The sequence below is a fragment of the Kribbella sp. NBC_01484 genome (assembly GCF_036227145.1).
Taxonomy (GTDB): domain Bacteria; phylum Actinomycetota; class Actinomycetes; order Propionibacteriales; family Kribbellaceae; genus Kribbella.
Map to the genome: position 1 here is coordinate 7877231 of NZ_CP109437.1, position 20607 is coordinate 7897837.

18 protein-coding genes are annotated in these 20607 nt (G+C 69.5%); 9 read left to right on the forward strand and 9 right to left on the reverse strand.

What is annotated here, in order from left to right; translation table 11 throughout:
• Positions 1 to 5: 5 nt before the first annotated feature.
• Genes OG555_RS38075 through OG555_RS38100 form a run of 6 tightly spaced genes read right to left on the reverse strand, consistent with a single transcriptional unit; the run spans position 6 to position 5670 of the window.
• Positions 6 to 1262, reverse strand: coding sequence for a cysteine desulfurase (locus OG555_RS38075; protein ID WP_329478177.1), 1257 nt, complete (start codon positions 1260 to 1262; stop codon positions 6 to 8).
• Positions 1259 to 2020, reverse strand: coding sequence for a Fe-S cluster assembly ATPase SufC (gene sufC, locus OG555_RS38080; RefSeq protein ID WP_328521296.1), 762 nt, complete (start codon positions 2018 to 2020; stop codon positions 1259 to 1261). The genes OG555_RS38075 and sufC overlap by 4 nt, the downstream gene beginning before the upstream one ends.
• A 23-nt stretch (positions 2021 to 2043) precedes the next feature.
• Positions 2044 to 2382, reverse strand: coding sequence for a non-heme iron oxygenase ferredoxin subunit (locus tag OG555_RS38085; protein WP_329478179.1), 339 nt, complete (start codon positions 2380 to 2382; stop codon positions 2044 to 2046).
• The gene (sufD, locus tag OG555_RS38090) at positions 2379 to 3581 is read right to left on the reverse strand and encodes a Fe-S cluster assembly protein SufD (protein WP_329478181.1); all 1203 of its coding nucleotides are present in this window, start codon (positions 3579 to 3581) and stop codon (positions 2379 to 2381) included. The genes OG555_RS38085 and sufD overlap by 4 nt, the downstream gene beginning before the upstream one ends.
• Positions 3581 to 4993, reverse strand: a complete 1413-nt coding sequence (gene sufB / locus OG555_RS38095; protein ID WP_329478184.1) for a Fe-S cluster assembly protein SufB — start codon at positions 4991 to 4993, stop codon at positions 3581 to 3583. The genes sufD and sufB overlap by 1 nt, the downstream gene beginning before the upstream one ends.
• Complete coding sequence (locus OG555_RS38100; protein ID WP_329484925.1) at positions 4990 to 5670, reverse strand: helix-turn-helix transcriptional regulator; 681 nt, start codon at positions 5668 to 5670, stop codon at positions 4990 to 4992. Before OG555_RS38100 ends, sufB begins: the two co-directional genes overlap by 4 nt.
• Before the next feature lie 247 nt (positions 5671 to 5917).
• On the opposite strand from OG555_RS38100, the gene OG555_RS38105 reads away from it, so the two are divergent.
• The 3 genes from OG555_RS38105 to OG555_RS38115 are packed head-to-tail and all read left to right on the forward strand — an operon-like array spanning position 5918 to position 8353.
• The gene (locus OG555_RS38105) at positions 5918 to 6625 is read left to right on the forward strand and encodes an ABC transporter ATP-binding protein (RefSeq protein WP_442914546.1); all 708 of its coding nucleotides are present in this window, start codon (positions 5918 to 5920) and stop codon (positions 6623 to 6625) included.
• On the forward strand, positions 6625 to 7407 hold the full coding sequence (locus OG555_RS38110) for an ABC transporter permease (RefSeq protein ID WP_329478188.1): 783 nt from the start codon (positions 6625 to 6627) through the stop codon (positions 7405 to 7407). The genes OG555_RS38105 and OG555_RS38110 overlap by 1 nt, the downstream gene beginning before the upstream one ends.
• A gap of 19 nt (positions 7408 to 7426) precedes the next feature.
• Positions 7427 to 8353 carry a COX15/CtaA family protein gene (locus tag OG555_RS38115; RefSeq protein ID WP_329478191.1) on the forward strand — a complete coding sequence of 309 codons (927 nt, stop codon included), beginning with the start codon at positions 7427 to 7429 and terminating at the stop codon, positions 8351 to 8353.
• Between the two features lie 26 nt (positions 8354 to 8379).
• Here the strand turns inward: OG555_RS38115 and OG555_RS38120 are convergent, their stop codons facing one another.
• The 3 genes from OG555_RS38120 to OG555_RS38130 form a co-directional block, all read right to left on the reverse strand.
• On the reverse strand, positions 8380 to 9474 hold the full coding sequence (locus OG555_RS38120) for a ScyD/ScyE family protein (RefSeq protein WP_329478193.1): 1095 nt from the start codon (positions 9472 to 9474) through the stop codon (positions 8380 to 8382).
• 263 nt (positions 9475 to 9737) lie between these two features.
• Positions 9738 to 10274, reverse strand: a complete 537-nt coding sequence (locus tag OG555_RS38125; RefSeq protein WP_329478195.1) for a hypothetical protein — start codon at positions 10272 to 10274, stop codon at positions 9738 to 9740.
• A 555-nt stretch (positions 10275 to 10829) separates the two neighbouring features.
• Complete coding sequence (locus OG555_RS38130) at positions 10830 to 11795, reverse strand: heme o synthase (protein ID WP_405066269.1); 966 nt, start codon at positions 11793 to 11795, stop codon at positions 10830 to 10832.
• A 382-nt stretch (positions 11796 to 12177) separates the two neighbouring features.
• On the opposite strand from OG555_RS38130, the gene tkt reads away from it, so the two are divergent.
• Genes tkt through pgl form a run of 6 tightly spaced genes read left to right on the forward strand, consistent with a single transcriptional unit; the run spans position 12178 to position 20580 of the window.
• Positions 12178 to 14271, forward strand: coding sequence for a transketolase (gene tkt / locus OG555_RS38135; RefSeq protein WP_329484927.1), 2094 nt, complete (start codon positions 12178 to 12180; stop codon positions 14269 to 14271).
• 36 nt (positions 14272 to 14307) lie between these two features.
• Entirely contained in the window at positions 14308 to 15417 is a 1110-nt protein-coding gene (gene tal / locus OG555_RS38140) for a transaldolase (RefSeq protein ID WP_329478197.1), read from the forward strand.
• Positions 15414 to 16997 (forward strand): glucose-6-phosphate isomerase, encoded by a 1584-nt coding sequence (locus OG555_RS38145; RefSeq protein WP_329478199.1) that lies wholly within the window; start codon positions 15414 to 15416, stop codon positions 16995 to 16997. The genes tal and OG555_RS38145 overlap by 4 nt, the downstream gene beginning before the upstream one ends.
• 22 nt (positions 16998 to 17019) lie before the next feature.
• Positions 17020 to 18567: a glucose-6-phosphate dehydrogenase gene (gene zwf / locus OG555_RS38150; protein WP_329478201.1), complete on the forward strand. Its 1548-nt coding sequence runs from the start codon at positions 17020 to 17022 to the stop codon at positions 18565 to 18567.
• A 43-nt stretch (positions 18568 to 18610) separates the two neighbouring features.
• Positions 18611 to 19807 carry a glucose-6-phosphate dehydrogenase assembly protein OpcA gene (locus OG555_RS38155; RefSeq protein ID WP_329478203.1) on the forward strand — a complete coding sequence of 399 codons (1197 nt, stop codon included), beginning with the start codon at positions 18611 to 18613 and terminating at the stop codon, positions 19805 to 19807.
• A complete protein-coding gene (pgl, locus tag OG555_RS38160) occupies positions 19804 to 20580 on the forward strand; it encodes a 6-phosphogluconolactonase (protein WP_329478206.1) in 777 nt (258 codons plus the stop codon). The genes OG555_RS38155 and pgl overlap by 4 nt, the downstream gene beginning before the upstream one ends.
• The last annotated feature ends 27 nt before the right edge of the window (positions 20581 to 20607 follow it).

Sequence of the window (20607 nt, forward strand, 5' to 3'; positions counted from 1 at the left end):
TGATGTCAAGCACGCTTGAAGAAAGAGCGGACGAAGCCGAGGCCGTCGACCAGCGCCTCGATCTCCTCCGGAGTCGTGTAGAGATAGAACGACGCCCGCGTCGAGGACTGCACGCCGAACCGCTCGTGCACCGGCCGCGCACAATGGTGCCCGGCCCGTACCGCGATCCCGCGCGTGTCCAGCACAGTCGCCACGTCGTGCGGATGAACGCCCTCGACCTCGAAGCTGATCGCGCCGCCGTGGTCGGCCGCGTCGGTCGGCCCGAGGATCGTCACGCCCGGGACCGTCTTCAGCCCTTCGAGCGCGTACTCGACGATCGCGTGCTCGTGCGCCGCGATCTTGTCCATCCCGATCCCGGACAGGTAGTCGACCGCCGCACCGAGCCCGACCGCCTGCGCGATCGGCGGCGTACCGGCCTCGAACCGGGCCGGCGGAGCGGCGTACGTCGAACCCGTCATCCGCACGACCTCGATCATCTCACCGCCACCAAGGAACGGCGGCAATGCGGCGAGCAGGTCGTACCGTCCCCAGAGCACGCCGACGCCGGTCGGGCCGACGACCTTGTGGCCGGTGAAGGCCAGCAGGTCGGCGCCGAGCGTCGAGACGTCGACCGGGAACTGCGGCACCGCCTGCGACGCGTCCACCACCACGGTCGCGCCGACCGCGTGCGCCTTGGCGGCGATGTCGGTGATCGGGTTGATCGTGCCGAGTGCGTTCGACACCCAGGTCAGTGCCACGACCTTGGTCTGCGGAGTGAGCAGCTCGTCGATGTTGCTGAGGTCGAGCCGGCCCTCCTCGGTGACACCGAACCACTTCAGCGTCGCGCCGGTCCGCTCGCACGCGAGCTGCCACGGGACGATGTTGCTGTGGTGCTCCATCTCGGAGATGACCACGACATCGCCCGGCTTCAGCGAGGCGCCGAGTGTGTGCGCGGCCAGGTTGAGCGCCTCGGAGGCGTTCTTGGTGAAGACGATCTCGTCCCGTGACGGCGCTCCGATGAAGGCGGCCACCTTGTCCCGGCCGCTCTCGTACGCCGCGGTCGCCTCGGCACCGAGCTGGTGCATGGCTCGGGCGACGTTCGCGTTGTGCTTGAGGTAGTGGTCCTCGATGGCCTGCACGACCTGGCGAGGCTTCTGCGAGGAGTTCGCCGAGTCCAGGTAGACCAGCGGGAAACCGCCCGCGAGCTCGCGGGACAGGATCGGGAAGTCCGCCCGGACCGACTGCAGGTCCAGGGGACTGCTGAACGTCCGGGCGGTGGTCACTTCGCGCCGGCCTTCAGGAAGCGCTCGTAGCCGTTCGCCTCGAGCTCCTCGGCCAGCTCCGGTCCGCCCTCTTCGGCGACCCGGCCGTCGACGAACACGTGCACGAAGTCCGGCTTGATGTAGCGCAGGATCCGCGTGTAGTGGGTGATCAGCAGGACACCCTTGTCACCCTTCTCCGCGAACCGGTTCACGCCGGTGGAGACGATCTTCAGCGCGTCGATGTCGAGGCCGGAGTCGGTCTCGTCGAGGATCGCGATCTTCGGGTCGAGCAGCTCCAGCTGGACGATCTCGTGCCGCTTCTTCTCACCGCCGGAGAAGCCCTCGTTGACGTTGCGGGTACCGAAGTCGGCATCCATGTCCAGGTCGGCGAGCGCCTTGTTGACGTCCTTGACCCAGGTGCGCAGCTTCGGCGCCTCGCCGTCGATCGCGGTCTTCGCCGTCCGCAGGAAGTTCGCCACCGACACCCCTGGCACCTCGACCGGGTACTGCATGGCCAGGAACAGGCCGGCCCGGGCGCGCTCGTCGACCTTCATGGCGAGGACGTCCTCGCCATCGAGGGTGACGGTGCCGCTGGTGATGTTGTACTTCGGGTGGCCGGCGATCGAGTACGCCAGCGTGGACTTGCCGGAACCGTTCGGGCCCATGATCGCGTGCGTCTGACCACCGCTGATGGTCAGGTTGACGCCGCGCAGGATCTGCTTCGGGCCGCTCTCGGTGTCGACCGACACGTGCAGGTCGCGGATCTCGAGTGTCGCCATGAGGTTCTTCTATCTCCGTCGCTTTACAGGGATGCCTGATTCAGGGGGTTCTTCACGTCGACGAGTACGTCGTCGCCGTCCAGCCGGACCGGATACACCGGGACCGGGTCGTACGCCGGCAGGCTGGTCGGCTCGCCGGTGCGCAGGTCGAAGCGGGAGCCGTGCAGCCAGCACTCGATCTCGCACTCGCCGACATCGCCCTCGGACAGCTGGATCTGCGCGTGCGAGCACTCGTCCCGCACCGCGAAGAACTGTCCCTCGCTCTTCACCACCGCGACCTCGACGCCGCCGACCTCGACCGGGATGACTCCTTCATCCGGTACGTCGGCGGCGGCGCAGGCGCGCTCGAAGCTGTCGCTCACTGCCCGACGACCGCCTCGGCCGATGCGCTCAACTCCGCGGCCCGCGCCAGCTTCTCCTCGATCACGTCGTGCAGATGCTCGGCGACCTCGGGAACGCCGATCTTGCCGATGATGTCGTTGAAGAAGCCGGACACCACCAGCCGCCGGGCCGCGTCCTCGGGGATGCCGCGGGCCTGCAGGTAGAACAGCTGCTCGTCGTCGAACCGGCCGGTCGCCGACGCGTGGCCGGCGCCCTCGATCTCACCGGTCTCGATCTCCAGGTTCGGCACCGAGTCGGCGCGCGCGCCGTCGGTCAGGACCAGGTTCCGGTTCAGCTCGAAGGTGTTGGTGCCTTCGGCCGCGGCGCGGATCAGGACGTCGCCGATCCACACCGAGCGGGCGTGGTCACCGGCCAGCGCGCCCTTGTAGATCACGTTGCTCTTGCAGTTGGCGGCCTCGTGGTCGACGAAGAGCCGGTTCTCGTGGTGCTGGCCCGACTCGGCGAAGTACACGCCGAGGAGCTCCGCGTCGCCGCCAGGCCCGGCGTACCGGACGTTGGTGGCGATCCGGACGATCCTGCCGCCGAGGGTGACGACGACGTGGTGGAGCTTCGCGTCCCGCCCGACCAGCGCGTCGTGCTGGGCCAGGTGGATCGACTCGTGGTCGCCCTGCTGGATGCTGACCACGCGCAGTTCGGCGCCGTCGCCGGTGACGATCTCGACGTTGCTGCCGAGCTCACCCGCGCCGGTGTGATCGATGATCACGATCGCGCGGCTGTGCCGGCCGGCGTCGACGATCAGGTGGGTGAAGCCGCGCGCACCGAGGCTCGCGACGTTCACGTGCACCGGCTCGGTCAGCTCGGCCTCGACCGGGATCCGCACCGCGAACGCCGCGCCGGCCTGGTTCCAGGCGATGGCGGCCGACCGGTCCTGCGGCTTGCCGACCCGCAGCGAGTCGGCGGCGACCGTGTCGAACACGACGCCCTCGGGTCCGCTCGCGTCGATCTTCGGGGTCTCGCTGCCGGCCGCGTCGTCGAACAGTGCCTTGAGCTGCTTGACCGGGGTGAAGCGCCACTCCTCCTCGCGACCGTTCGGCACCGCGAAGTCGGCCACGTCGTACGACGTCGGCCGCTCACTGCGGGCCTGCAACGGGACCGGGGAGCCCGGCCCGTGGGAGTGCGCCCGGTTGCCGGTGGCGACCAGGGTTTCAGCGGCGGACATCAGCCGACGGCCCCTTCCATCTGCAGCTCGATGAGCCGGTTGAGTTCCAGCGCGTACTCCATCGGGAGCTCGCGGGCGATCGGCTCGATGAAGCCGCGGACGATCATCGCCATCGCCTCGTCCTCAGCCATGCCCCGGCTCATCAGGTAGAAGAGCTGGTCGTCGCTGACCTTGGACACGGTCGCCTCGTGCCCCATCGCCACGTCGTCCTCGCGGACGTCGACGTACGGGTAGGTGTCCGAGCGGCTGATCGTGTCGATCAGCAGCGCGTCACAGCGCACCGTGGACTTGCTGTGGTGGCTGCCCGGCGCGACCTCGACGAGGCCGCGGTACGACGTCCGGCCGCCGCCGCGGGCCACCGACTTCGAGATGATCGAGCTGGACGTGTACGGCGCGTTGTGCACCATCTTGGAGCCGGCGTCCTGGTGCTGGCCCTCGCCCGCGAACGCGACCGACAGGGTCTCGCCCTTGGCGTGCTCACCCATCAGGTAGACGGCCGGGTACTTCATCGTCACCTTGGAGCCGATGTTGCCGTCGATCCACTCCATCGTCGCGCCCTCTTCGCAGGTGGCGCGCTTGGTGACCAGGTTGTAGACGTTGTTCGACCAGTTCTGGATCGTCGTGTAGCGGCAGCGGGCGCCCTTCTTCACGATGATCTCGACCACCGCGGAGTGCAGCGAGTCCGACTTGTAGATCGGCGCCGTACAGCCCTCGACGTAGTGGACGTAGGCGTCCTCGTCGACGATGATCAGCGTCCGCTCGAACTGGCCCATGTTCTCGGTGTTGATCCGGAAGTAGGCCTGCAGCGGGATGTCCACCTTGACGCCCTTGGGCACGTAGATGAACGAGCCGCCGGACCAGACCGCCGTGTTCAGCGAGGCGAACTTGTTGTCGCCGACCGGGATGACGGAGCCGAAGTACTCCTTGAAGATCTCCGGGTGCTCGCGCAGGCCGGTGTCGGTGTCCAGGAAGATGACGCCCTGGGCCTCCAGGTCCTCGCGGATCTGGTGGTAGACGACCTCGGACTCGTACTGCGCGGCGACGCCGGCGACCAGGCGCTGCTTCTCCGCCTCGGGGATGCCGAGCTTGTCGTAGGTGTTCTTGATGTCCGCGGGCAGCTCGTCCCAGCTCGTCGCCTGCTTCTCGGTGGAGCGGACGAAGTACTTGATGTTGTCGAAGTCGATCCCGGACAGATCGGCACCCCACGACGGCATCGGCTTGCGGTCGAAGAGCTTCAGGCCCTTCAGCCGCAGGTCCAGCATCCACTCCGGCTCGTTCTTCAGCGTCGAGATGCCCCCCACCACGTCCGTACTGAGGCCCCGCTTCGCGACGGAACCGGCGGCGTCACTGTCGGACCAGCCGAACTTGTACGTGCCGAGCCCTTCGAGCTCAGGGTGAGCGGTTTGCGTCATCGTGCAGTCCTCGCAGATTCGCCGTCGGGTACAGGGGCAGTAGCCGGCTGGGGGCCGGGGATATGTGTGGTGCAGACACCGTCGCCGTGGGCGATGGTGGCCAATCTCTGGACGTGCTTGCCGAGCAACCGGGAGAAGACCTCGGTCTCGGCTTCGCACAACTGGGGGAACTGCTCGGCCACGTGCGCGACCGGGCAGTGGTGCTGGCAGAGCTGGGCGCCGTGCCCGGCCTCCGCCGTGGAGGCGGCGTACCCGTCCGCTGTCAGCGCCCGGGCCAGCGCCTCCGTCTTGTCGCTCTCCGGAGCGGCGTCGACCAGCTCCCGGTATTTCTGCTCCACCTCGGCGACCCGGCGCCGGGCGAACTCCGCGACCGCCTGCTCACCGCCGGCCTCGGCGATGAACCGCATCGCGGTGGCCGCCAGGTCGTCGTACGCCTGGTGGAACGCGTGCCGGCCGGTGTCGGTCAGCACGAAGACCTTCGCGGGGCGGCCGCGGCCACGCGGGCCGTAGACACGCTCCTCGCGGGATTCGACCAGGCCCTCGTCGAGCAGATGGTCGAGGTGCCGGCGGACTGCCGCCGGGGTCAGCTCCAGGCGCTCGGCGAGCACCGCGGCGCTGGACGGGCCGTGGGTCAGGATCGAGCGGGCGACCCGGTCCCGGGTGGACTCGTCCCGCATCACACCGGCAACAGCACCGGCGCCGGAGGGCGCTGGGCCACCCGTCGCAGGATTGGTCGCAGGAGTTTTCACAACATCAGTGTCGCGTAATTCCCCGGACCCTTCAAATAAGGCTCACCTAACCGGTTCGCGCCGCTCCGCGGGCGGCGGAGCCCTGCCGTGACCAGCGTCACGCCGCTCGCCACCACCCCCAGCCCGGGCCGAGGGCCCGACAGCCCAGTCCTAGACTGCTGCCGTGCCTGTTGCGGTGGAGATCGACAACCTCGTCGTGCGGTACGGCGAGAAGGCCGCGGTCGACGGTCTCAGTCTCACCGTAACCGGCGGCACGGTGACGTCCGTGCTCGGCCCCAACGGCGCCGGCAAGACCACGACCGTGGAGAGTTGTGAGGGTTTCCGGCGGCCGGATTCCGGCCGGGTCCGGGTGCTCGGGCTGGACCCGATCGCGGACCACGACGAACTGATGCCGCGGATCGGCGTGATGCTCCAGGAGGGCGGCGCCTGGTCCGGGGTCCGGGCGCTCGAGATGCTCCGGTACGTCGCCACCCTGCACACCCATCCACTGGACATCCCCGCGCTGGCCGAGCGACTCGACCTGGGCAGCTGCGGGCGGACGCCGTACCGGCGGTTGTCGGGTGGGCAGAAGCAGCGGCTGTCGTTCGCGCTCGCGATCGTGGGGCGGCCGGAGATCGCGTTCCTGGACGAGCCGACCACCGGGCTGGACCCGCACGGACGGCGCGAGATCTGGCAGTTGATCCGCGATCTGCGGAACGACGGCGTGACCGTCGTACTCACGACACATGCGATGGACGAGGCCGAGCAGTTGTCGGACCACGTCCACGTCGTGTCCGCCGGCAAGGTGATCGCGTCCGGCACGCCGGACTCACTCACCGAACATCACACGAAATCGCTCGAGGATGTCTTCCTCGAACTGACGGCACCGAAGCGGGAGGGCTGATGAGCGCCGCGACCTATGCCCCGCGGCCAGGTGGCGCCCCGTGGCCCCGCAAGGTGCTCGCGCACGCCCGGATGGAGTTCAAGCTGCTCATCCGCAACGGCGAGCAGTTGTTGCTGGCCTTGGTGATCCCGCTGGGCCTGCTCCTGCTGCTGGGCGGCACCGAACTCGGTGACCGACTCCCCCTCGGCGACGGTCCGGCCATCGACCAGGCCGTGCCACGGGTGCTCGCGCTGGCGGTGCTCTCGACGTCCTTCACGTCACTGGCGATCGCGACCGGCTTCGAGCGGCGGTACGGCGTGATCAAGCGGCTGGGCGCCTCACCGCTGTCCCGCACCGGTCTGCTGGCCGGGAAGATCGGCGCGGTGCTGGTGGTCGAGGCGATCCAGCTCGCGGTACTCATCGGGACCGGCTTCGCCCTCGGCTGGGACCCGACGGGTGGGTTCAACGCAGTGTTCGGTGTGATCCTGATGGTCCTGTGCGGTACGGCGGCCTTCGCGTCGCTCGGGCTGCTATTGGCCGGCGTACTGCGCGCCGAAGCCACGCTGGCCGCGGCGAACCTGCTGTACCTGCTGCTGCTGGTGGGTGGCGCGATCCTCACGCCGGTCGACGAGTATCCGGCCGGCATGCAGGGCGTCGTACGTCTGTTGCCGAGTGCGGCCCTGGCCAACGGGCTGGCGAACTCGACCGTCGAAGGTGTGATCCCATGGGCTGCGGCGCTGTCACTCGCGCTCTGGGCCGGGGTGCTGGGTTACCTGGTCTCCCGAACCTTCCGATGGGACTGACCTTTAGAGTGTGCCGGTGATGAGCACGGAGACGCCGGCCCAAGAGACCGAGCCAGTCAGCGGATTCTGGCGACTGGTTCCCGAACCGAGCCTGGACGTCGTCCGGCGCTGGGGCTGGGCCTCGGTGGTGGCGAACATCGGCATCGTGGTCACCGGTGGTCTGGTCCGGTTGACCGGCTCCGGCCTCGGCTGCCCGACCTGGCCGCAGTGCACCGACCAGTCGTACGTACCGCACAGCGCGCTCGGCATCCACGGCGCGATCGAGTTCGGCAACCGGATGCTCGGGTTCGTGGTCGCGGTGATCGCGATCTGCACCTGGCTCGTGGTGATGCGGTACCGCCCGATCCGCCGGGACCTGCGCCGGCTCGCCACGGCGGCCGCGCTCGGCGTCCCGCTGCAGGCCGTGATCGGCGGCATCAGCGTGCTGACCGGGCTGAACCCGTGGATCGTGTCCGCGCACTTCCTGGTCTCGCCGGTGATCATCACCTTGACGGTGTCGATGGTGCGCCGGTCCCGGACCAGTCCCTACCCGCACACTCCCCCGGTGGTCCGCGCCCTCGCGACCGCCTGTGTCGTGGCGGTCTGGCTGACCGTTGCCCTCGGCACCTTGGTCACCGGCGCGGGTCCGCACTCGGGCGATCCCGACACCGGGCGGAACGGGTTCAACGAGGAGCTGATCAGCCAGCTGCACGCGGACGTCGTGTTCGGCCTGCTCGGAATCACGATCGCACTGGTGATCGCCACCCGTGTCACGGCGACCTCGAGAACGCTGCGCAAGCTGGCCGCCTGGTTGCTCGCGATGGAACTACTCCAGGGCGCCGTCGGCTTCACGCAGTACTTCACCGGCCTCCCCTGGGGCCTGGTCCTGGTCCACATGTTCTTCGCCGGCCTACTCGTCGCCCTGGTAACAGCCGTGTACGCCGAACGCGGCACGCCCGCGACGTAGCTCACGCCGCGGGCGTACCACTTACTTCAGTACTTCACCTTGTAGACGGCTCCAGGCCCGAAGACCGGTGCGGAGACGTACAGGCCGCCCCACCGGTTGAAGGCCGCGCCGCCTGGCAGGTTCAGCTGGCCGCGGACCAGTTCCCGCTTGTAACCGGCCCTGTGGTGCTTGCCCGGGTACTGCAGGAAGAGAGCGCCGATCGTCGAGCCGCCGGACTCGAAAGCGAGCCAGCTGTCCCGCGCCAGCTCCACCACCGCGAGCGTGCCGTGCGGCCCGCCGGCCAGGTCGACGATCGACGTGTAGCCGTCGGCGTACCGCTGGCAGTTGCCCTTGTTCGGCTTGACCGGGTCACAGACCGCGCCGATCGAACCCGGCTTGATCCGCCAGATCTCCGAGGTCCCTGGTGTGGCGGGGAAGCCGCGGAGCTCACCGACGTACCAGTAGCCGTCGGACCCGACCGTCACCGACGTTGCCACGGCCTCGGCGACGAACGGCGTTCCGGCCGGAGGTGCGTCCGGCCCGAGACCAGCAGGCACCTTCACCGTGCGCGGCTTCAGCCGTGCGACCGTCTTCGTCTTGCCGTTCGGCCAGACCCGGAGCAGATCGTTGTTCGCGGCATCGGACACCAGGACGGTGCCGTCGTTCAGCGCCGCGACACCGAACGGGTTGGACTCCGTCGGCGAGTCGGCCTGGTTGTACGGGTCCGGGTCCGTCGCCTGGTACGCCGCGATGTCCTTGACCTTCACCGGTGACTTGCCGGGCCGCAACCGGTACAGCGTCGAACCGCCCGGCACCGGTGGCTGTCCGGGCTCCCCGCCCGCACCGGTCAGGGCATACGTCACGCCCCGCTTGCTGGTGTCGATCGCCGGCGCCAAGCCGCCCGCCCCCGGCACGGTGCCGAGCTTCCAGGTCTTGTGCCCGTCAGTCGCGTAGACCGAACCGTCGGTCACGCTGTAGATGACCTTGTTCCCGAACGTCGAGACGCCGCGCGGGCCGTTCAGGCCCGTTGCGACCGGCGTCAAACTCGAATGGCTGCCACCGGCATCTGCCTGTCCGGCCACCAGCACGGACCCGGCGAGTGCCAGTGCTGCGACTGCGGCAATGCGTGTTCGAACCCCCATGTCTTCCCCTTCATCTGTGTCCCCCCAGGCGTGGAACCCCCTCCACAGACCGCCCTATCGGAACATCAGATAACGATGAGGTCAACGGGAGGACTCCACGCAGCCGACCACACACGCGCCGCAAACCCCTTACGAACAACGCAGTGTCGCCGCGACTCCACCCTCGGTACACCGCCATTCGATGCCCGAAGCAACCACCCTGCCCGTTCAGGCGCACCTCCCTCGCCGCGCACCCACCCCCAAGGCCGTCGGAGGTGCTGGGGTCAAGCGGGCTGTCCGCGATGCTGCGAATCGGGCGCAGATCGCTCGTCGAGTGGTGAACCAAAGTGCCGGCTCGGCCACCAAGTCGTTGACCACGGCGGTGGTTCCGTTGCCGACTCGTGGACCCGGGCGCCGGCTTCGGTTGCCGACTCGTGGACCCGGGCGCCGGCTTCGGTTGCCGACTCGTGGACCCGGGCGCCGGCTTCGGTTGCCGACTCGTGGACCCGGGCAGCGGCTTCGGTTGCCGACTCGTGGACCCGGGCGCCGGCTTCGGTTGCCGACTCGTGGACCCGGGCAGCGGCTTCGGTTGCCGACTCGTGGACCCGGGCGCCGGCTTCGGTTGCCGACTCGTGGACCCGGGCGCCGGCTTCGGTTGCCGACTCGTGGACCCGGGCGGCGGCTTCGGTGGTTCCCGACTCGTGGACCCGGGCGGCGGCTTCGGTTGTCGACTCGTGGACCCGGGCGGCGGCTTCGGTTGTCGACTCGTGGACCCGGGCGGCGGCTTCGGTTGTCGAGTCGTGGATCGTGGTTGTCGACACGCCAGGTTTCTCGGCCTGGATCCACGACTCGGTGGCTGATCCGGGTGGGCGTTCCGCGAAATGGACGACTGTGTCCGCCTGGTGGGATGCGGGGTCGAATGGGGGCAGTCGGGTGCGCCTGGTGGGATGCGGGGGTCGAATGGGGCAGTTGACGGGGGCGGGGACAGGAAACGGGGACCAGGGACAGGGAATAACTTGTCCAAGCCCCCGACGAGGTGTGCCAGCCCCCGACCGGATCACCGTACCCAGCGCACCACAGCCCTTCCGAAGCCGGACCCCAGCCGTTCCGAACCGTTCCCGACCCAGCACCTCCGAAGGCCAAACCCGACCCCAGCACCTCCGAAGGGCGAACCCGACCCCACCACCTCCCAAGGGCCAAACCCGACCCCAGCACCGCCGAGGGCGAACCCGCCCCCAGCACCGCCGAAGGCAAAGGGAACGACAACTCCCGGGCGCCAACGCGAACCACAGCACCTGAAGGCCGACCCCGACCACAGCACCTGAAGACCGACCCGGCCACGGGACCCGGCGACCGGCGTACCGGAGTCGTTCTGCTCAGTGCAGCAAGGGATCGACGGCCGCGGCGATGAACAGCAGCGCCAGGTAGATGTTGGAGAAGTGGAACAACCGCATCGGCCGCAGCGCGGCTCCTTCGGCGCCGGTGTGGGCGCGGAGCAACAACGCGCGGGCCTCGCGCAGGAACACCACACCCAGCGCGATCGCCGCCAGCGGGTAGACGAATCCGGTATCCGCGACGGGCCACAGCGCGAGCGAGGTGATCACCATGATCACCGAGTACGCCATGATCTGCCGGGCGGTCGCGACCGGGGTGGCGACTACAGGCAGCATCGGTACGTCGACCGATGCGTAGTCCTCGCGGTAGCGCATCGCCAGCGACCAGGTGTGCGGCGGCGTCCAGAAGAACACCACGAGGAACAGCACGACCGGGGTCCAGGCCAGCTCGTTGGTGACCGCGGTCCAGCCGATCAGGGTCGGGAAGCAGCCCGCGATGCCGCCCCAGACGATGTTCTGCACGGTCCGGCGCTTGAGCACCATCGTGTAGCCGAACACGTAGAAGAGATTCGCCGCGAGCGCCAGTCCGGACGACAGCCAGTTGACGAAGAACCCGAGCTCGAGCGTGGCCAGGACGCCGAGCACGATGCCGAACACCGTCGCCGAGCGCGGACTGACCGCGTGCCGCGGCAGCGGCCGGCGCCGGGTCCGGCGCATCTGCTCGTCGATGTCCCGGTCGAGCACGCAGTTGATCGTGTTGGCGCTGCCGGAGGCGAGGATGCCGCCGACCAGGGTGGCCGCGACGACCTCCAGACCGGGCACTCCCCCGGCGGCCAGGAACATCACCGGCACGGTCGTGATCAGCAGCAGCTCGATGATGCGAGGCTTGGTCAGACCGACGTACGTCTTCACCACGTCGCGCACCGACGGACTCACCACAGCAGGAGCGTCCACCAGCGGCGTCGGGTACGACGTCGTCGCGGCTGGACGCGGGTCGACGGCCGTCACGAACACCTCGAACTCAGTGGGTTGACGCCGGAGGTCCGGCGCTGACGATTCGACAGTCTACGACGGCCCGTAGGAGTGACTCGCCACCCCCCTGGGCGAGTCATCGGTGTGACCTGGCAGACGTCGGGAACAAGCACCAGGCCGGCCGGGTTCGGAGTCTATGGAAGGCGCCGGACGCCTAGGCGAGTAGGCTCGCTCACGGTGACGCGCGGGGGCGCGATCGTGACCGGCCGGTAGGTCGCGGAGCGATCCCCTCGACGCTGACCAGACGTGTTTCGCAGCCATCGAGAGGAGCGCCGCCGGCGTGACGGAGAAGACCAGCCCCAAGCTTGAATGGACCGAGCTCGACCAGCGCGCGGTCGACACCGTGCGGGTGCTCGCGATGGACGCGGTCGAGAAGGTCGGCAACGGCCACCCCGGTACGGCGATGAGCCTGGCACCGGCGGCGTACCTGCTGTTCCAGAAGGTGATGCGGCACAATCCCGCCGACCCGCACTGGGCCGGCCGCGACCGGTTCGTACTCTCGGCCGGTCACTCCAGCCTCACCCTCTACATCCAGCTGTACCTGGCCGGCTTCGGCCTCGAACTGGACGACCTGAAGTCGCTGCGGACCTGGGGCAGCAAGACTCCGGGCCACCCGGAGTACTCCCACACCCCCGGCGTCGAGACCACGACCGGCCCGCTCGGCCAGGGCGTCGGCAACGCGGTCGGCATGGCGATGGCGGCCCGCCGCGAGCGCGGTCTGCTGGAGCCGGATGCGGCCCGCGGCGCGGGCGTGTTCGACCACCACATCTACGTGATCGCGTCGGATGGTGACCTCGAGGAAGGTATCTCCGGTGAGGCGTCCTCGCTGGCCGGTCACCAGCAGCTCGGCAACCTGACGGTGATCTACGACGCCAACAAGATCTCGATCGAGGACGACACCAACATCGCGTTCTCCGAGGACGTGGCGGCCCGCTACGCGGCGTACGGCTGGCACGTGCAGGACGTGGACTGGACCAATGGCGGCACCGGCTACGAGGAGAACGTCCAGGCCCTGTACGACGCGATCGAGGCGGCCAACGCGGTCACCGACAAGCCGAGCTTCATCCGGTTGCACACGATCATCGGCTGGCCGGCCCCGACCAAGCAGAACACCGGGAAGATCCACGGCTCGGCCCTCGGTGCGGACGAGGTCGCCGCCACCAAGAAGGTGCTCGGGTGGGACCCGGAGCAGACCTTCCAGGTCGCCGACGACGTGATCGCCTACACCCGCAAGGCGCTCGAACGCGGCAAGGCGCTGCAGGACGACTGGGACGTGAAGTACGACGCCTGGCGCACGGCCACCCCGGGGCGCGCGGCACTGCTCGACCGGCTGCGGAAGCGTGAGCTGCCGGCCGGCTGGAAGGACGCGCTGCCGAGCTGGGACGCCGACGCCAAGGGCGTTGCCACCCGCGCCGCGTCCGGTGACGTGCTCACCAAGCTGTCGCCGGAGCTGCCCGAGCTGTGGGGCGGTTCGGCCGACCTGGCCGGCTCGAACAACACCACCCCGAAGGGCGAGCCGTCGTTCATCCCGGCCGAGCACGCCACCAAGGAGTTCCAGGGCAACGAGTACGGCCGGGTGCTGCACTTCGGCATCCGCGAGCACGCCATGGGCTCGGTGCTGAACGGCATCACCCTGCACGGCCTGACCCGCCCGTACGGCGGCACGTTCCTGGTCTTCAGCGACTACATGCGCCCGGCGGTCCGGTTGGCCGCGCTGATGAAGCTGCCGGTCACCTACGTGTGGACGCACGACTCGATCGGCCTCGGCGAGGACGGCCCGACCCACCAGCCGGTCGAGCACCTGGCCGCACTGCGGGCGATCCCCGGCCTGGACGTCGTACGGCCCGGTGACGCGAACGAGACGGCGGCCGCGTGGGCCGTGATCCTCGAGCACACCGACCGCCCGGCCGGCCTGGCGCTGACCCGGCAGAACGTGCCGACGTTCCCCCGTGGCACCGACGGCTTCGCCACCACGGAGAACGTGAAGAAGGGCGGCTACACGCTGCTCGACACCGACGGCACGCCGGACGTGGTCCTGATCGGGACCGGCTCTGAGCTGCAGCTGGCCGTCGAGGCCCGCGACACGCTGGCGGCCGAGGGCATCAAGGCGCGCGTGGTCTCGATGGTCTCCCGCGAGTGGTTCGACGAGCAGGACGACGCGTACCGCGAGTCCGTCATCCCGGCGGCGGTCCGGGCCCGGGTGTCGGTCGAGGCCGGCATCGCCCAGTGCTGGCACGACATCGTCGGCGACGCCGGCCGCACGGTCAGCCTGGAGCACTACGGCGCGTCCGCCGCCTACCAGACGCTGTACGACGAGTTCGGCATCACCGCCGGCGCCGTCGTACAGGCAGCCAAGGACAGCATCGCCGCGGCCGCCGGGATCAGCGGCCCGGGCGTGCCGCCCAAGCGAGCCGCCGCCGGGCCGGTCGGACCCGCCGACGCCGGCAACTGACGACACCCACAACAGAAGATTCGGAAGGCTCCGGACATGAACGATCGCTTGAAAGCACTCACCGACGCGGGTGTCTCCATCTGGCTCGACGACCTCTCCCGCGAACGACTGACCAGCGGCAGCCTGGCAGCCCTGATCCATGACAAGCACGTGGTCGGCGTGACCACGAACCCGACCATCTTCGCCAAGGCCATCTCGGACGCCGACGCGTACGCCGAGAAGATCTCCCGGCTGGCTGCGCAGGGCATCTCCACCGACGAGGCGATCCGGGTGATCACCACCGAGGACGTCCGCGACGCCGCTGATGTGTTCAAGCCGGCGTACGACGACAGCGAGGGCCAGGACGGCCGGGTCTCGATCGAGGTCGAGCCGACGCTGGCGCACGACACCGAGAAGACGAACCGGCAGGCCAAGGAGCTGTGGGAGGCCGTCGGCCGGGAGAACATCTTCGTCAAGATCCCGGCCACCAAGGAGGGACTGCCCGCGATCACCGCGACGCTGGCCGCCGGGATCAGCGTGAACGTGACGCTGATCTTCTCCCTCGACCGCTACAAGGCGGTCGTGGACGCGTTCCTGACCGGCCTGGAGCAGGCGATCGAGAACGGCCACGACGTGACCAAGCTGGCCAGCGTCGCGTCGTTCTTCGTCAGCCGGGTCGACACCGAGGTGGACAAGCGGCTGGACGCCATCGGCACCGACGAGGCGTTGGCCCTGAAGGGCAAGGCCGCGATCGCCAACGCCCGGCTCGCGTTCGAGGTGTACGAGGAGATCTTCGACACCGACCGCTGGCGCGAGATCGAGACCGCCGGCGCGAAGCCGCAGCGTCCGCTGTGGGCGTCAACCGGCACCAAGGACCCGTCGTACTCCCCCACCCTGTACGTCGACAACCTGGTCACCAGCGGTGTCGTCAACACGATGCCTGAGGCAACCATCAAGGCGGTCGAGGAGCACAGCGAGTTCTCCGGTGACACGGTCCGCGGCGACTACGCGGCCGACCGCAAGGTGATCGACGACCTGGAGAAGCTGGGCATCTCGTACGACGAGGTCGTCCAGGTGCTCGAGGACGAGGGTGTGGCCAAGTTCGACGCGTCCTGGTCGGACCTGCAGGACACCGTCACCGCGGCGCTGAAGGCGGCCGCCAAGTGAGCGCTCCGTCGGTCAGCACGCAGAACGGCGACTGGGCCGAGGTTGTCGGCAAACTGGTCGCTGCGAAGATCGCGTCCCGGATCGCCGCGAAGGACGCGACGATCTGGGGCCCGGAGGCCGAGTCCGAGGCCTCGATCCGGCTCGGCTGGGTCGACCTGCACGAGACCTCGCGTCCGCTGCTGGCCGAGATCGAGGCGCTGCAGGCGGACCTGCGGTCCGAGGGTCTGGACCGGATCGTGCTGTCCGGCATGGGCGGTTCGTCGCTGGCCCCCGAGGTGATCACCCGGACAGCAGGCGTCGAGCTCGTCGTCCTGGACTCGACCGACCCGAGTGTGGTCGGCCGGGCGCTGGCGGGCGATCTGTCGAAGACAGTCATCGTGGTGTCCAGCAAGTCCGGTGGGACGGTCGAGACGGACAGCCACCGGCGGACGTTCGTCAAGGCGTTCACGGACGCGGGCATCGACGCCGCGTCCCGGGTCGTCGTGGTGACGGACCCGGGGTCGCCGTTCGAGAAGTTGTCGGCCGACGAGGGTTACCGCAAGACGTTCCTGGCCGACCCGAACATCGGCGGCCGGTACAGCGCGCTGACCGCGTTCGGGCTGGTGCCGTCCGGCCTGGCCGGTGCGGACATCGCCGAGCTGCTCGACCAGGCCGCCGAGGCTGCCCCCGAGCTCCAGGCCGACTCCACGGACAACCCGGCCCTGTGGCTGGGCGCCGTACTCGCGGCCAGCGCCGGGCGGGACAAGGCGATCATCACGGCCGACGGCTCGGACATCGTCGGCTTCCCGGACTGGGCGGAGCAGCTGATCGCCGAGAGCACCGGCAAGAACGGCACCGGCGTACTCCCGGTAGCGGTCGAGTTCGGCGCTCCGGAGCTGCGTAGCGAGGCGGCGGACCTGACCAACGCGCTGCTCGCGGAGAAGGCGACCAGCGGTGTGCCGACGGCGCTGACCTCGGGCACGCTCGGTGGGCAGTTCCTGCTCTGGGAGATGGCGACGGCGGTGGCCGGCTACCTGCTGGGCATCAACCCGTTCGACCAGCCCGACGTCGAGAGCGCGAAGAAGGCGGCGCGTGGCCTGCTCGACGCACAGCCCGAGCCGGAGGCCGCGGCATTCACCGAGGGTGCCGTCGAGGTTCGTGGTTCCGAGGGTCTGCTGGACGGTGTGGACTCGCTGCAAGGCGCGGTCGACGCGCTGCTGGGCAAGCTCGATGCCAAGGGCTACCTTGCCGTCATGGCGTACCTGGACTCCGAGCGCGACGGCTATCTGGCCGCGATTCGCCCGGCGCTGGCGACCCGCACGGGCCGTCCGGTCACCTTCGGCTGGGGTCCGCGGTTCCTGCACTCGACCGGCCAGTACCACAAGGGTGGCCACCCGGAGGGCGTGTTCCTGCAGATCACCGCGGCGCACCCGACGGACGTGGAGATCCCCGACCGTCCGTTCACGTTCGGCACGCTGATCTCGGCCCAGGCGGCCGGTGACGCGAACGTTCTGGCCGACCGCGGCCGTCCGGTACTCCGGCTCCACTTGACCGACCCGGCAAACGGCGTACAACAGCTCCTGTCCCTTTTCGGCAACTAGACAACTCGGAGGGAAGCGGCTGATGACCGCTGAGCTCGACGACGGGCCCGGCCCGGTGAACCCGCTGCGGGATCCGCAGGACCGGCGGCTCCCGCGGATCGCCGGGCCGTGCAGCCTGGTGATCTTCGGAGTCACCGGCGACCTGGCCCGCAAGAAGCTGATGCCGGCGGTCTACGACCTGGCGAACCGGGGGCTGCTGCCGCCCGGTTTCGCCCTGGTCGGGTTCGCCCGCCGCGACTACACCAACCAGGACTTCGCCCAGATCGTGCACGACTCGGTGAAGGAGCACGCCCGGACTCCCTTCCGCGAGGAGGTCTGGCAGCAGCTCGCCGAGGGCTTCCGGTTCGTCCCGGGCGACCTGACCGACGACGAGGCGTTCAAGCGGCTGCGGGAGACCGTGGACGAGCTGGACGTCACCCGCGGGACCGGTGGCAACCACGCGTTCTACCTGTCCATCCCGCCGGGGCTGTTCCCGGAGGTCGTGCGGCAACTGTCCGAGCACGGGCTGACCGACGAGGTCCCCGGTTCGTGGCGGCGGGTGGTGATCGAGAAGCCGTTCGGCCACGACCTGAAGAGTGCGCGCGAGCTGAACCGCGTGGTCGAGTCGGTGTTCCCGCCGGAGTCGGTGTTCCGGATCGACCACTACCTGGGCAAGGAAACCGTCCAGAACATGCTGGCGCTGCGATTCGCCAACGCGATGTTCGAACCGGTCTGGAACAGCCACTACGTCGACCACGTCCAGATCACCATGGCCGAGGACATCGGCATCGGCGGCCGGGCCGGGTACTACGACGGCATCGGCGCGGCCCGGGACGTGATCCAGAACCACCTGCTCCAGCTGCTCGCGCTGGTCGCGATGGAGGAGCCGGTCAGCTTCGACGCCTGGTCGCTGCGCCAGGAGAAGAAGAAGGTGCTCGCCGCGGTGCAACTGCCGGAGCGCCTCGACCTGCACTCCGCCCGTGGTCAGTACGCGGCCGGCTGGGCCGGAGGCCTGAAGGTGAAGGGCTACCTGCAGGAGGACGGCATCCCCGCGTCCTCCGCGACGGAGACCTTCGCGGCGCTGCGGGTCGACGTCGACACGCGCCGGTGGGCGGGAGTGCCGTTCTACCTGCGCACAGGCAAGCGGCTGGGCCGCCGGGTCACCGAGGTCGCGGTGATGTTCAAGCGCGCGCCGCATCTGCCATTCAGCAAGACGGAGACCGAGGAGCTCGGCCAGAACGCCCTGGTCCTGCGGATCCAGCCGGACGAGGGCATCACGATGCGCTTCGGCGCCAAGGTGCCCGGGACCGCGATGGAGATCCGCGACGTGAACATGGACTTCCAGTACGGCGGTTCGTTCACGGAGTCCTCGCCCGAGGCGTACGAGCGGCTGATCCTCGATGTCCTGCTCGGCGACCCGCCGCTGTTCCCGCAGCACACCGAGGTCGAGCTGGGCTGGAAGATCCTCGACCCGGTGATCAACTACTGGGCCGCGCACGGCAAGCCGGAGCAGTACGCGTCCGGCGACTGGGGCCCGGACTCGGCGCACGAGATGCTCGCCCGCGACGGACGCGCCTGGAGGCGGCCGTGACATCGATCTGGGGGACGACCCCCAGACCCCCGAAAGGACTCCAGTGATCATCGACCTCACCGACACCACGTCGAGCGAGATCGCGTCGGCGCTGCTGAGGGCCCGCCGGAACGCGGGCTCGCCGGCCATGGGCATGGTCGGCACGATCGTGGTGGTCGTCGACGAGGCGTCCCACCACGACGCGATGAAGGCCGCGAACGAGGCCGGCCGAGAACACCCGTCCCGGGTCCTGGTCGCGATCCTGCGGCCGGGCCGCGGTGCCTCCGGCCTGGACGCCGAGGTGCGGGTGGGCGAGGGCATTCCGGGTGAGGCCGTGCTGCTCCGGCTGCACGGTGAGCTGGCGAAGGTCCCGGAGTCCGTGGTCACGCCGCTCTTGCTGCCCGACTCCCCTGTCATCGTCTGGTGGCCGGGCGGCGGACCGAAGGTTCCGGCCGACGACCCGCTGGGCCGCCTCGGCCGGCGCCGGGTGAGCGACGCGGCCGCGACTCGCCGGGCATCCGTCGACTTCGCCGCCCGGGCCGAGGGCTACGAGCCTGGGGACACGGACTTCGCGTGGACCCGGCTGACGCCGTGGCGGGCGCTGATGGCGGCTGCCCTGGATCAGTACCCGACCAAGGTGACGGGTGCGGAGGTGGTGTCGGCGAAGGGCAACCCGAGTGCGGACCTGATGGCCGCGTGGCTGCAGTGCCGGCTCGGCGTCCCGGTCGAGCAGCGGAACTCCCGCGGCCCGGGTGTGACCGCCGTACGCATGTTCACGCCGTCGGGGCCGATCGCGCTGACGCGGCCCGATGGCGCGGTGGCGACGTTCAGCATCCCCGGGCAGCCGGATCGGCCGGTGGCGCTGAAGCGCCGTACGACGTCCGAGCTGTTGAGCGAGGAGTTGCGGCGACTCGACCCGGACGACGTGTACGCGAAGACGCTGGCGTGCATGGTCAAGCGGGAGAAGATGCCCGAAGCCGAGAAGAAGGTCGATGCGGCCGACCGGCGCTCGGTGCAGACCGCCGTGTCGAACGCCGCAGCCCGTACGGCGGGTGCCACCACGGCCCCGGCCAAGAAGGGACCGGGTGCCACCACGGCCCCGGCCAAGAAGACGGCCGCTGCCGCGCGGAAGTCGGCTGCCGCGCAGAAGGCCGCCGCGGCGAAGAACGCGGCCGGGCGGAAGACTGCTGCCAAGAAGACCGCGACCAAGAAGACCGCTGCGAAGAAGGCTGCGGGCAAGACAGCGGCGAGGCGCTCATGACTGATGCATCCGCTCCCGGCCGGGTGGTCGACCCGGAGCTGTTGATCCATCGTGACGCCACGGCCTTGGCGCACGCGGTTGCGGCGCGGTTCGTGACGGCGCTGGTCGATGCCCAGAGCAACGGCAGGGTCGCGCAGGTGGTGCTGACCGGCGGTCGCGTCGCGGCCGCGGTGTACCGCGCCGTCGCCGAGTGGCCGGCCGGCGCGAGCATCGACTGGCAGCGGGTCGAGTTCTGGTGGGGTGACGAGCGGTTCCTGCCGCCCGGCGACCCCGAGCGCAACGAGACCCAGGCTCGCGAGGCCCTCCTCGCCCACGTTGACGTCGACCCGGCTCGCGTCCACCCCATGCCCGCCGACACCGGGCAATCGCCCGAGGCAGCCGCCGAGGCGTACGCCAGCGAACTCGCCGCCACGATCTCGGCGTTGCACGACGCCAAAGGTCGCGCCGTACCGGCGTTCGACGTACTGATGCTCGGTGTCGGGCCGGACGGGCACGTGGCATCGTTGTTCCCGGGCTACCCGCAGCTGGCCATCACCGACGTGTCGGCGGTCGCGGTGCACGACTCCCCCAAGCCCCCGCCGACCCGGGTCTCGCTCACGCTCCCGGCCCTGAACCGCTCCCGCGAGGTCTGGTTCGTCGTCTCCGGCGACGACAAGGCCGATGCGGTGGCCGATGCCCTGAAAGAAACCAGCACCCTTCCTGCCTCGGCGCCCAAGGGCCGCAACCGCACGCTCTGGCTCCTCGACGAAGCCGCCGCGTCACACATCGAGTAGTCCGCCCCGGCCCCGCTGGCCAGACTT